This window comes from Mordavella massiliensis (genome assembly GCF_016901695.1).
GTDB lineage: Bacteria > Bacillota > Clostridia > Lachnospirales > Lachnospiraceae > Claveliimonas > Claveliimonas massiliensis_A.
Window position 1 is genome coordinate 1 of record NZ_JACJKS010000030.1, and the last position, 12,365, is coordinate 12,365.

Genomic DNA, 12,365 nt, shown 5'->3' on the forward strand with positions numbered 1-12,365 from the left:
ACCCGAATCTCCCGCTGCGGTTTCTGCTTTATATTTCGCATCTGTATTCCAGGATGACTGTGAAAGAGAACCTGTACGGAGAGACGATCATACAGATCCCGGCGCCGGAATTTCTTATCTTTTATAACGGGAAAGATGAGATGCCGGAGCGGCAGACCCTGAAACTGTCCGACATGTACAGCGTGCAGGAGGGGCAGCCGAAGCTGGAGCTTAACGCCACGCTCCTCAACATTTCCGGGAGCAACAATCAGAAGCTGAAGGAAGCCTGCAGGACGCTGGGAGAGTATGCCATATATACGGACAGGATCCGGATCTACACGGAGACAATGGGGCTCCCGGAGGCAGTGGACCGCGCGATGGATGAATGCATCAGGGAAGGTGTGCTTAAGGACTTCCTGATGGAGCACAGGGCGGAGGCGAGAGCGATGAGTATATTTGAGTACGATCAGGAGAGGCATATGCAGCAGGAGCGCGAGGCCGGGATCGAGAAAGGCAGGCGTCAGGGTGAAGAGCAGTTGCTGCGCAGGCTGGTGCAGAAAAATCTGTCCAGAGGAATGAGCATCTCAGAGATTGCGGAAGTTCTGGATGAGCCAGAGGAGCGGATCCGGGAGATCATAGATATGTGCGCAGCAGAGGAACCGCAGGAGGGAAAGTAAACGGATCATGCAGGGCGCTGTTCCATCATCAGAGCAGATGATTGAGCGGCGCTTTTTTGATACGTTTTTCGTTGTGTGAAAGTGGAAAATCTGTCAAAAATTGACATTTTTATAACAATATGCTGTAATTATATGATTTATAATGACTCGAACTGTGCCTGTACAGGCGTAAGATCCATATATAAGGAGGGTTTTCTGCAAATGAAAAGGAAGAAAGAACATCGGAAAAGCCTGGGAGCCCGGCTTGTTTCCCTGATGCTGGCGGCGGACCTGCCGGCAGAGGAAGGCGTTAGCTGGAAGTTTGGCATGGATCCGGACGCGGCAGCCGGGTATGAATTTTTGACGTGACAGAGGAAAATATCGAGGATTACCCTCTCCTTGGGGGAGATCCGGCCAAATGCGGCTGGTACTTCGTGCTGACGACAGACTTCACCATCACGGTGGAGATGCGGGACGGAGACAAATCCAGCAATACGGAGCTTTTTGCAGAGGCGGTCAACAGCCAGTTCCGCCTGCAGGGCCATGCGGCCACCGGCGTCACGGATGTGCCTTTTGGAGAAGTGGATTGGAAAAAGCCTGAGATCACTTCCGGCATAAGCAGCGCCGAGATGACCTGCACCGTGCGCAAATTCAACCTGGACGGATCCAGGATCACCTATAAGATCATCTTTGACAACACCGGCGTCCCCAACTTCGGAGCCATTACGACGGAAGTATATGACGGCGGCAAGATCCTGCTGACCCTGGCGGGCCAGACAGACTTCACGGCGACAAAAGAGTGGCTGGAACCGGAGGGCACCGCGCGCCCGGAGGCTACCTTTGAGCTGTGGCGGTACCGGGCGGGGCAGGATTATACGACGGCGGCCGGTACATCTACGTGGTCCGGGAATACCTGGAGGGGACGAACGCAGGCAATTACAGCCAGGTGTTCGGGAAGCTTACGGAAGGGGATGGCAGTCCCTACGAGACCTATGAGGACACAGTAACAGACGGGAACGGAGACCCGCAGACCCAGTTGGTCAACGAAGACGGCGAGCGGGGAGACGGCGCGCAGGACAACCTGCGCAAGGCCGGCGATCATTTCGTGTACAACACGGGCGTGCTGTCCAACCGCTACAATGAGACCGTGACCGTAAAGGCGAGCAAAGAATGGAAAGCGGCCGCCTTCCAGGCAGACTTTGAGGACGCGGCGGTAGAGCTGCGCCTGCAGTCACGTCCCGCCGGGGACGAGGACGCCGCCTGGGAGGATACGGATGAGACGCTTGTCATGGGCAACTTCCGGTCCGAGCACCTCATCAACACAGGCGCGGCCACCGTGCCCAGATACGACGCGCAGGGACGCGAACTTGCGTACCGCTGGGTAGAGACCGGCGTGTACCAGGATATACCAGGCGAGACGATTCCCGGAGACGCGGAAAACCTGATGGGGGAAGACGGCTCTTTTGTCATGACCCACACGGTAGAGAATACATCCGGCAGCGCGGACGATCCGGCCACGGTGGACCGGGAGATCGTATATGATGCTAATTGCATAGATATGATACAATCACATAGAGGGTTTTCATCCCGCAAAGCGGCTTAATACAAGGACTTTCCGGGATGAAGGCTCTTTTTTAATGTTTGTTTCCTGTCGGGCACTGGTGTGCCGACCGATGAGAAACACAGGTGCCGCTGATTGGGGGTGTTCACCTTTTAACGATTTATCGTGCGATTGTGTAAATCGTGTGAGAGTACAAAAATCCCCCGGAGCCAGAGTGTGGCCCCAGGGGAAGAGAGTTTAGCATTCCTTGTTGTACTTTTTGCCGATTGCCTTTGCTCTGTCCAAATACGGCTACATTGAGAAATTCATCGAGCAGCTGGGTGAACAATACAACATCCGGGAAATTGCCTTCGACCGCTGGGGTGCGGTACAGATGGTACAGAACCTGGAAGGGATGGGCTTTACCGTGGTTCCCTTTGGACAGGGCTTTAAGGATATGAGTCCTCCTACCAAAGAACTGATGAAGCTGGTGCTGGAGGAGAAAATCGCCCACGGCGGGCACCCAGTGCTGCGGTGGATGATGGATAACATCTTCATCCGTACCGACCCGGCGGGCAATATCAAAGCGGATAAGGAAAAATCCACAGAAAAAATAGATGGTGCCGTTGCCACTATCATGGCCCTTGACCGGGCGATACGATGTGGCAACGACACCAATGAATCAGTCTATGACAGCAGAGGATTGCTGTTCATTTAATACGATTTTATTTTTTCAATTTTAAGCCGTCTTTAAAGGCTTCACCTACACGGTCAGTTACCTTGTAATAGCCGTGTGTATAGGGGTCAAATGCAATAGCATTCACCAGGGACATATCCAGCTTGTCATCCCGAAGGACACTTTCGTCGGCAGTGACTTTTATAACTTTACCAATTACACCGCACCCGTACTCGTTGCTCTGATACTCGATGAATTTGCATTCCAGACAAAGGGGAAACTCATTAATTACAGGGGCATCTATCGTCTCCGCTTTTGTCGCAGTGAGACCTGCCTGGCTCAATTTATCCGAAACCTTGTTACCAGAAACAACGCCAAAGTAGTCAGCCTCTACAACGTGGGCGGCATCGGCGATGCTGACGGTAAATCCGCCACGAGCCTTGATATTCTTTACGGTCTTGTGGCTTTCAGTCAGGTTTAAAGCTACGGTATCTCGCTCTTGCATCGTTCCCCAGGCGGCATTCATCACGTTTACAGTTCCGTCCTCGTTGTAGGTGGCTACCATCAGAACAGGCATGGGGAAAATACCCTCAGTAATTTTCAATTCTTTTCTCATGCTGCTTGCCTCGCTTTTTTGAAAGATTGACACATACGGTGCCTTCCTTTATAATTATAACCAGTAGCAAAAAAAATTCAAGTACTGATATTAAAGAAAGGTACTATCTAAAAAGGAAGTGTAATAATGATTCGTAACTACATTGAGAATGCGAATTTTGAGGATACTGGATTCAGCTATACCATGTCGCTAATTTCAGGAAAACATAAAATGGTGATTCTCTACTGTTTGATGGAATTTGAGATCGTGCGCTTCAATGAATTGAAACGCTATCTGGGAAATATATCCGATAAGACTTTAAGCACAAATCTGAAAGAGTTAGAATCGGCTCGTCTCATAGAGCGAAAAGAGTATCCGCAAATTCCGCCGAAAGTAGAGTACTCTCTTAGTAATCGGGGAAAGTCTCTAATGAAAATTTTAGACCAGCTCTGCACATGGGGAGAGGAAAACAGGGAATAATTCCTTTTAGCTTAAAAGTATTCTAAGCATCTATCGAAAGGTAGGTGCTTTTCTTATGCCTATTTTCAGGAAGGATGGTGATTCGAGATGGGTATCTTTTCCGGGCTTTTCCGTTCCAGGGATAAGCCCCAGAACCGCACTACAGGTAGCGCCTACAGCTTTTTCTTTGGAGGAAGCTCTGCTGGCAAGCGTGTCAATGAACGGTCCGCCATGCAGATGACGGCGGTGTATTCCTGCGTCCGTATCCTGGCGGAGGCTGTGGCGGGTCTGCCGCTGCATCTCTACCGCTACAAAGAGGATGGCGGCGATCTCTACCTTATCAACGGCAATATGCTCCCGCTTGGCAATGCGGGTGCTTTTGCAGATACACAACCGAACGATGACGGAAAGGAGGAAAATCCCGATGAAGAAGTTCTGGAAGTGGAAGAACCAGGCAGCGACGGAGACAGCTCCGGCGGAACGGACGCTGTTCCTGAACGGCACCATCGCCGAGGAAAGCTGGTTTGATGACGACATTACGCCGCAGCTTTTCAAGGAGGAACTGATGGCTGGCTCCGGCGACATTATCGTTTGGATCAACAGCCCCGGCGGCGACTGCGTGGCGGCAGCACAAATCTACAATATGCTGATGGACTACAAGGGAGATGTGACGGTAAAGATTGACGGCATTGCCGCCAGTGCGGCCTCCGTCATTGCGATGGCAGGCACGCAGGTGCTGATCTCTCCGGTTGGAATGATAATGATCCATAACCCGGCCACCATCGCATGGGGTGATACTGCTGAAATGCAGAAGGCCATTGAAATGCTGGCAAGCGTGAAGGATTCTATCATCAATGCCTATGAGATCAAGACGGGACTTTCCCGTGCGAAGCTCTCCCATCTCATGGATGCGGAGACCTGGATGGATGCCCACAAGGCGGTGGAGCTTGGCTTTGTCGACGGGATTCTTGGAAGGGCTGACCTGCCGGAGGCTGTGGAGCCGCCAGCAGTCACCATGCTTTATTCCAAGGCCGCTGTGGTGAATTCCCTGATGGATAAGATCGCAGCAAAGTGTGCTACAAAACCGAAAACTGAACCTGCAGGCCGCAGCGTAGACAGTCTCTACGAGCGGCTTGATTTATTGAAGAATTAAGGAGGATTTCGACGATGACTATTTTAGAGCTTAGAGAAAAGAGAGCAAAGGCGTGGGAAGCGGCAAAGGCGTTTTTAGACTCCCACAGAAATGACAAGGGTGTACTGTCTGCAGAGGACGATGCCGCCTATACCCGTATGGAGCAGGAAATCACCGACCTGGGCAAGGAAATCTCCCGCATGGAACGCCGTGAAGCGCTGGATGCCCAGTTAAACCTTCCGGTAAATCAGCCTCTGACCGGAAAGCCCTTAAACGGCAGGGAGACCGCAAAGACCGGACGAGCTGCCGATGAGTACCGCCAGAATTTCTGGAACATGATGCGTTCCAAGACTCCCATGCCCCAGGTGGTCAATGCCCTGCAGATCGGCACGGACTCTGAGGGCGGGTATCTGGTGCCGGATGAGTACGAGCGCACCCTGGTGGAGGCTCTGGAGGAAGAGAATGTCTTCCGTCAGCTGGCCAAGGTGATCCGCACCTCCAGCGGTGACAGAAAGATCCCTGTGGTGGCCACCAAGGGCACTGCTTCCTGGATTGATGAGGAAGGGGCGTATCTGGAGAGCGATGATTCCTTCGGTCAGGTTTCTATCGGGGCTTATAAGGTGGGCACCATGATCAAGGTATCGGAAGAGCTGCTGAATGACAGCGTCTTTGATCTGGAGGCATACATCTCCCGTGAGTTTGCCCGCCGCATCGGCGCTAAGGAGGAAGAGGCCTTCTTTACCGGTGACGGTTCCGGCAAGCCTCTGGGTGTGCTGGCAGCCACCGGCGGAGCGGAAACCGGGGTGACTGCGGCATCTGCCACGGCCATCACTGCCGATGAGCTGATCGACCTGTTCTACTCCCTGAAGGCGCACCTTACCGCAGAAATGCCGTGTGGGTGTTAAACGACTCCACCATCAAGGCCATCCGCAAGCTGAAGGACAATCAGGGCCAGTACCTGTGGCAGCCTTCCCTGACTGCCGGTGCACCTGACCTGCTCCTTGGAAAGCCGGTGAGGACTTCTGCCTATATGCCTGCCATCGCAGCGGATGCAAAGACGGTAGGGGAAGCGATCTATCAGGTGTCTCCCTCCAGCGGCAGGACGCCGGCTGTGTCCGGGGCGGATCAGAATGGAACGATCGACGTCGGGACGCTGACTAATTCGCTGAAGACGGAAACCTCCCTGACAAAAGACTGGGTGAACAGCGACGGGACCGCCGTTACAAAGGACTACCTGGGGTGCGATATCTCTGTGACGTTTGCGCTTCAGGCAGCCATATCCTCTGAAGGCGGGACTGCAGCTTCATCCCTGACATGGCGACCTGCAGCCGAACTCCTGAAAGAGAAGCTGGACCCAGAGACTATACCGCAGTGATGGGCAGTTACACATTTGAGCAGACTGTGTCCGGGCGCGTCAATGAAGACTGGAAAACAGTCAAATTCAAGGATCTGCCCGCATGTATCAAGAGTCAGGACGGAACGGCTTTGAAGATCCGGTACCGCATCGTGGAGACGGCCATCTCCTATCAGATGCCGGGTGAACAAGAGGTGAAGATCAGCGTACAGACCGATCCGGCACCAGACGGCAGTTCCTGGACATACAAATACACGGACAGCCTGCTGGCGCCGGCCTGCCCGGGAAATGAAAATTCCTACGATCTAAATGACAGGACCGTCTACAACGGCCTGCAGACGTCGGCCCTGACGGTGAAAAAGAACTGGGAAGACAGCGGCAACGCCTACCGCACCCGCCCGGAAGCAGGGCAAAGCGGGAAAGACTGGGAGGCCAGCTTCCTGATCCAGAGGTCCGCAGGGGCCGGCCAAGACTGGGAGAGCGTACAGGTCTACAGCGAAGGAAAGAAAGAGGGCGCCCCGCTGATCCTCACGCTGTACGGCGCCAACGGGGACGCCGCTGCCCAAAAGACCATCTCCAACCTGCCGAAAGGCCGGTACCGGGCGGTGGAACTGCAGCCGGAGGCCGGTCCAACGCAGGATCAGCCGGCAGATGCGAAAGACGCAGCGAAGACCGGCGATACAGCGCCTCTGTCTGTATGGGGCTTGCTGTTCGCGGCTGCAGCATGCAGCGGCGGCGCCGCGCTTCTGATGCGGAAGAGCCGGAAAAAGAAAAGTGAATAAATAAACACGTGCGACAGGCAGCCGGAGCGGCTGCCTGTTTTATGTTTCTGCCATTGCCATTTGATCCGCCGCGTGGTATGATGATCTCACATCAACTTCCCGGACATGTTCCTTCTGAACCTTCTGAAGTCCGGACAGAGTTTCCAGGCGTTTCAGCCGGAGATACCCAAAGTTTGATGAAAAAGAATACAGACAGGAGGCTTCGCCTATGGGAAAAGCAAATGCAGCGGTCAATCAGTGGCTGGAAAATAACCACAGATTTGCCAGCCTGTACAACGGCTATCTGTTTGACGGCCGGCAGGTCATAAGACCGGAAGATCTGGAAAACCTGGACCGGGAGACAGATATCCTGGTTGGGGACAAAAAAGGAAGGACAAAGGCCATCGGAAGGAGGAGGGATATCGTAAAACGCTGGAAGGGAGGCGCAGACCTGGCAATCCTGGCATGCGAGTCGCAGAACAAGGTTCATTATGCCATGCCCGTACGCTGCATGCTGTATGACGGACTTACCTATGCGGACCAGATCAGGGAATTGTGGAGGCAGCATGCCGGAGACAGAGGGACGGGAGGCGACCTGAGCGCAGAGGAATTCCTGTCCGGCTTTCGCAGGAGAGATCACATCTGCCCGGTTCTCACCCTTGTTTTTTATTATGACGAAAAGAAGTGGGACGGGGCGAAAGATCTGTATGAGATGTTTCTGCCCGGCGCAGACGGGGAATTCAGGGCTGCCCTGCAGAAATATATCCCAAACTATACTATGAACCTCATTGATGCGGGGCACATGGAAGAAGCGGAACTGCAAAGACTTTCGGAAGATTTACAACAGGTACTGGGCATGCTAAAATATAGGGACAAAGAGAAGGAGCTGCAGGACTATATCCGAAAGAACGAAGCCTATTTCAGCAGTGTGGATGTAGAAACATACCAGGCGCTGTGCAGCTTTTTGAATGCGGAGAAAGGACTGAAAAGAGTGGAAGATCTGAGAAAGGGGGACAAGGTAAATATGTGTCAGGCACTGGAACAGATGTATCAGCATGCGATGCAGGAAGGACGAGAAGAAGGGAGAGAAGAAGGGAGAGAAGCGGGCATAGCCCTTGCCAGAAAGGTCTTCTGCCTGTCCGCCAGTGGAAAGACACCGGAGGAGATCGCGGAAGAGGCCGGACTTACGCCCGGGGAGGTGCGTAAGATCTTGGGATAGAGCGGACATGCCGGGAGAATTGTTGTACTGTCCCTATTGGGGCAAAGGAGAGACAACCCATGCCAAAAGGAACAAACCAGAAATTCAAACTGTACCGTCTGGCGCAGATCATGCTGGAGCAGACGGATGACGGGCACTACATCACCATGCCGGAGATCATGGAGGCGCTGGGGCGCTATGAGATCACGGCGGACCGCCGGAGCATCTACCAGGACCTGCGGGACCTGGAGGAGCTGGGCATCGAGGTGGAGGGGGAGCCAGCCGGGAGGGGGTACCATTACCACGTAGTATCCCGCCCCTTCGAGCTCCCGGAGCTGAAGCTCCTTGTGGACGCGATCCAGTCCTCCCGGTTCATCACAGAAAAAAAGACCAACGCGCTCATCCGGAAGCTGGAGAAGCTGGTCAGCCGGCATGAAGCCATGCGCCTGCAGCGCCAGGTCTATGTGTCCGGGCGGATCAAGACCATGAACGAGAGCATCTACTACGCAGTGGATACGATCCACAACGCGATCGCCGGGAACCGCCAGATCCGTTTTCAGTATTACCAGTGGAATGTAAAAAAAGAAATGGTGCTGCGGCGGGACGGCGCCTGGTATCACGTCAGTCCCTGGGGCCTGTCCTGGGACAGCGAGAACTACTACCTGGTCGGATACGACGCGGAGGCAGGGGACATCCGCCACTACCGGGTGGACAAGATGCTCCACATCCGGATGACAGACGAGCCAAGAGAGGGCAGGGAGCGGTTCCGGAAGCTGGACATGGCGGAGTATGCAAGGAAAAGCTTCGGCATGTTCGGCGGGAAGGAGGAGCATGTAAAACTCCTGGTGGACAACAGCCTGGCCGGCGTGATCATCGACCGGTTCGGGAAATCCGTCATGATGGTCCCGGCGGACGAAGGGCATTTCACCGCCCATGTGACCGTCATGGTCAGCAGCCAGTTCCTGGGCTGGATCTTCTCCCTGGGCGAGCAGGTGAAGATCCTGGGACCGAAGTCCGTGGCAGAGCAGATGAAAAAGGAGGGGGAAAGGCTCCTGCGGCAGTACGGCGGAGCACGGCAGATATAGGACAGGCGTACTGATATTTATAAAGATCCAGGCAGCTCCTGCGCACAGCAGTCGAGATCCTGGAGAAGCGGAAGTACCGCAGGGACAATACGAGCGGGTTCCGCGTGTTTATGATACACTAAATTTACCGAAAAAAAGCGTCAGAATTCCCTGAAAAAAGCAAGGGAAATTCCCTAATTAAAGCGGGACATATTGAATCCCCTTTACACTATATTTATCCTTTATCTAAGAACCACCAAAGATAGAGGAGGAAAGGAAGATGCTCACTATGTCCCAAATCAATCATATCAAAGACTTGAGCAATTGTGGATACCGGATCAGTGAAATTTCGAAAAAAACAGGTGCTGATCCCAAAACGATACGCAAGTACCTTGCACAGGATGACTTCTCACCGCAGCCGCCCATTATCCTGGAGAAGCAATCCAAGCTGGATCCCTTCAAACCCATCATCCAGGAATGGCTGGACGAAGACAAGAAACATTGGCGCAAGCAGCATCATACCGCACAAAGAGTCTATGAGCGTCTTGTAGAGGAACATGGCTATACCGGGAGTTACAGCATCGTCCAGCGCTACATGAAAAAATGCCGTTCCATCCAAACTGAGAAAGCAAACCTGGAACTGATCTGGGATCCCGGACCGGCACAAGTTGATTTCGGGGAAGCAGACTTTTATGAGGCAGGGAAACTCTGCCGCAAGAAATATCTGACCGTATCGTTCCCCTACAGCAATGATGGATACAGCCAGGTGTTCGGCGGAGAAACCGCAGAGTGTGTCTGCCAGGGGCTGCAGGATATCTTTGAATTTATCGGCGGCGTACCGCCATTACTGATCTTTGACAATGCAACCGGTGTCGGGCGGCGGATCGGTGACGCAATCCATGAATCGGAACTTTTTTCCCGTTTTCGTGCCCATTATCACTTCCGGGTGCGCTTCTGCAATCCCTATTCCGGCTGGGAGAAAGGAAATGTGGAGCGCAAGGTTGATTATAACCGTGCGAACCTGTTTGTTCCGGTCCCGCATTTCAATGAAATAGAGAAGTACAACCAGAAGCTGCTTGCCCGCCATGAAAAGAAGGCATCTGAACTCCATTATAAGAAACAGGTCCCTATCAGGGAATTGTTTGAAGAAGACAGGAAAGCCCTCCTGATGCTGCCGCCAAAACGGTTCGATGTCTGTCGGTATGAATGGCTGAAGGCGGACAGGTCATCACGACTCACCGGCGTGCTTACGGAGATAACCGCACGGATGTCAGTGATTACAGTACCACGCTGGCTGTCCTGATGAAAAACTCCGGGGCATGGGGAAACAGCGGGCTGCGCAGTGAAACTCCGGATGCCCTGAGAGCTTACATGGATGCCCAACCGAAAGAGAAACTGAAGGATTGCCTGCGGATCATGAATGAACTGACCAATCAATACGGCTTCCAGGCAGCGGCCAGCGCTATGGAGATGGCCTGTACGAGGGGCAGCATTAACATCTGTGATGCTTCCGTGCTTGCCGCAAGGATCACCGGATATGGTATTTATACACCGCCGGAGACAGGTCCATCCCTTGCAGTATATGATGATATGTTCCTGAAGGAAGGAGGCACTGTTTCATGATGACACCGAAGATGAAAGAAGATTTCTGTACACAGATCCTCGGAGCAAGCCGACAACTCTTCCTTTCAGGCAGGATCTCAGAAATCTGCCGGGAAAAAGGGACACAGAAGCAGCTGGAGTTTATTCTGGAACTGCTGCAGGCAGAATTGATTCTCCGGGATGAAAACCGACGAAAACGTCTGATCAAGCGGGCTGGGTTTCCAACCTATAAGACCTTTGAGGGTTACAGCTATCACTGCATAAAGTTTCCTCCTGCATTCGGCAGGGAGGAACTGGAAACCCTTGAGTTTGTCCCAGGGAAAAAGAATCTTGTGCTTTATGGCCCGGTGGGCATCGGTAAAACTCATATGGCAATCGCGGCTGGTGTAAAAGCCTGCAATCTCGGTTACAAGACGAAGTTTTATACTGTAACAGAACTTGTGCTGAAGCTTGCGGAATCCCGGAAAAACGGGACGCTGGAGCGTCTTCTTCGGGATCTGCGCAGCCTTGACCTGCTCATACTGGACGAATGGGGATATGTACCTGTTGATAAGGATGGATCCCAGCTGTTGTTTCGCGTTATATCTGACAGTTATGAGAGCAAGAGCCTGATCCTGACAACCAATCTGGAATTCTCTAAATGGGGAGGTATCTTTACGGATGACCAGATGGCGGCGGCGATGATCGACCGGCTTGTCCATCACGGACATTTGCTGATCTTCGAGGGGAAAAGCTACCGAATGGAGCATGCCCTCATGCGCAGGGATGCATGATGCCCGCTGAAAGCAAGGAAAATCCCTTGCTGAAAAAAGGGAATTCCGACGCTTTTTTTAAGGAAAAGTACTTGACAAAAAACATCCGCGGCGTGTATCACACAAAGAACGGGAAGTACAAGGCATGCATTGGCTTCAAGCAGACCCGGTACTGGCTCGGTACGTTCGGCACGTTCGACGAGGCGGTGCAGGCGCGCGTGGCGGCGGAACAGGTTCTTTATGAAGGCTTTCTGAAAGCCTGGCATCAGTGGAAGGAGCATGCGGACCGGGATCCTGCCTGGGCCAGGGAAAACCCGCTGACCTTTGATGTGGAGAAGGTGGGCGGCGAGTTTGTGATCCGGCAGGAATAGGATATAGAAAGGGGCTGTCGGGAAATAGATAGTCTAAATCAGGGGCAGACGTGACTCGCATGAGTCACATCTGCCCCTGAAATTTATCCTCTAAAAAGAGAAAAAGATGGCTAACGACCAATGTCATTAAGATAAGGATAATCATCTCAGAGTGAAAAGAGTGGAATATGTAGAAATGCATATTCTGCTTTTTTATATTAAAAATCAAAAAACACTTGACAAATAC

General features: G+C 52.9%; 14 protein-coding genes and 3 pseudogenes. 16 read left to right on the forward strand and 1 reads right to left on the reverse strand.

Annotated elements, in window-relative coordinates:
• The 5 genes and pseudogenes from H6A20_RS12490 to H6A20_RS12510 form a co-directional block, all read left to right on the forward strand.
• Positions 1-656, forward strand: a 656-nt coding sequence (locus H6A20_RS12490; protein WP_476739011.1) for a nuclease/transposase family protein, incomplete at its 5' end; no start/stop codon positions are given.
• A 201-nt stretch (positions 657-857) separates the two neighbouring features.
• The gene (locus H6A20_RS12495; protein ID WP_204907440.1) at positions 858-1,004 is read left to right on the forward strand and encodes a hypothetical protein; all 147 of its coding nucleotides are present in this window, start codon (positions 858-860) and stop codon (positions 1,002-1,004) included.
• Entirely contained in the window at positions 1,001-1,642 is a 642-nt protein-coding gene (locus H6A20_RS12500) for a hypothetical protein (RefSeq protein WP_204907441.1), read from the forward strand. The genes H6A20_RS12495 and H6A20_RS12500 overlap by 4 nt, the downstream gene beginning before the upstream one ends.
• Positions 1,534-2,238: a hypothetical protein gene (locus H6A20_RS12505; protein WP_204907442.1), complete on the forward strand. Its 705-nt coding sequence runs from the start codon at positions 1,534-1,536 to the stop codon at positions 2,236-2,238. The genes H6A20_RS12500 and H6A20_RS12505 overlap by 109 nt, the downstream gene beginning before the upstream one ends.
• Positions 2,239-2,482: 244 nt before the next feature.
• Positions 2,483-2,893, forward strand: a pseudogene (locus H6A20_RS12510) (terminase TerL endonuclease subunit); the annotation flags it as partial.
• A gap of 7 nt (positions 2,894-2,900) precedes the next feature.
• Here H6A20_RS12510 and H6A20_RS12515 read toward each other — a convergent pair.
• Positions 2,901-3,467 (reverse strand): flavin reductase family protein, encoded by a 567-nt coding sequence (locus H6A20_RS12515; protein ID WP_204907443.1) that lies wholly within the window; start codon positions 3,465-3,467, stop codon positions 2,901-2,903.
• Positions 3,468-3,593: 126 nt separating this feature from the next.
• Between H6A20_RS12515 and H6A20_RS12520 the strand changes: the two genes are divergently transcribed.
• From H6A20_RS12520 to H6A20_RS12570, 11 genes and pseudogenes are all read left to right on the forward strand, one after another.
• On the forward strand, positions 3,594-3,926 hold the full coding sequence (locus H6A20_RS12520) for a winged helix-turn-helix transcriptional regulator (protein ID WP_204907444.1): 333 nt from the start codon (positions 3,594-3,596) through the stop codon (positions 3,924-3,926).
• A gap of 87 nt (positions 3,927-4,013) precedes the next feature.
• A pseudogene (locus tag H6A20_RS13630) lies at positions 4,014-4,232 on the forward strand (phage portal protein); the annotation flags it as partial.
• Between the two features lie 97 nt (positions 4,233-4,329).
• Positions 4,330-5,058, forward strand: coding sequence for a head maturation protease, ClpP-related (locus H6A20_RS12530; protein ID WP_204907446.1), 729 nt, complete (start codon positions 4,330-4,332; stop codon positions 5,056-5,058).
• 14 nt (positions 5,059-5,072) lie between these two features.
• Positions 5,073-6,139 (forward strand): annotated as a pseudogene (locus H6A20_RS12535) (phage major capsid protein); the annotation flags it as partial.
• Positions 6,140-6,411: 272 nt separating this feature from the next.
• Complete coding sequence (locus H6A20_RS12540; RefSeq protein WP_204907447.1) at positions 6,412-7,173, forward strand: hypothetical protein; 762 nt, start codon at positions 6,412-6,414, stop codon at positions 7,171-7,173.
• 208 nt (positions 7,174-7,381) lie between these two features.
• Entirely contained in the window at positions 7,382-8,371 is a 990-nt protein-coding gene (locus H6A20_RS12545; protein WP_204907448.1) for an Rpn family recombination-promoting nuclease/putative transposase, read from the forward strand.
• Positions 8,372-8,430: 59 nt separating this feature from the next.
• On the forward strand, positions 8,431-9,435 hold the full coding sequence (locus tag H6A20_RS12550) for a helix-turn-helix transcriptional regulator (RefSeq protein ID WP_204907449.1): 1,005 nt from the start codon (positions 8,431-8,433) through the stop codon (positions 9,433-9,435).
• Between the two features lie 268 nt (positions 9,436-9,703).
• Positions 9,704-10,717 (forward strand): IS21 family transposase, encoded by a 1,014-nt coding sequence (gene istA, locus H6A20_RS12555; RefSeq protein WP_204907450.1) that lies wholly within the window; start codon positions 9,704-9,706, stop codon positions 10,715-10,717.
• A 113-nt stretch (positions 10,718-10,830) separates the two neighbouring features.
• Complete coding sequence (locus tag H6A20_RS12560; protein WP_204907451.1) at positions 10,831-11,037, forward strand: hypothetical protein; 207 nt, start codon at positions 10,831-10,833, stop codon at positions 11,035-11,037.
• Positions 11,034-11,789, forward strand: coding sequence for an IS21-like element helper ATPase IstB (gene istB, locus H6A20_RS12565; RefSeq protein WP_207750416.1), 756 nt, complete (start codon positions 11,034-11,036; stop codon positions 11,787-11,789). Before H6A20_RS12560 ends, istB begins: the two co-directional genes overlap by 4 nt.
• 71 nt (positions 11,790-11,860) lie before the next feature.
• Entirely contained in the window at positions 11,861-12,139 is a 279-nt protein-coding gene (locus H6A20_RS12570; protein ID WP_204907452.1) for an AP2/ERF family transcription factor, read from the forward strand.
• Positions 12,140-12,365: the final 226 nt, after the last annotated feature.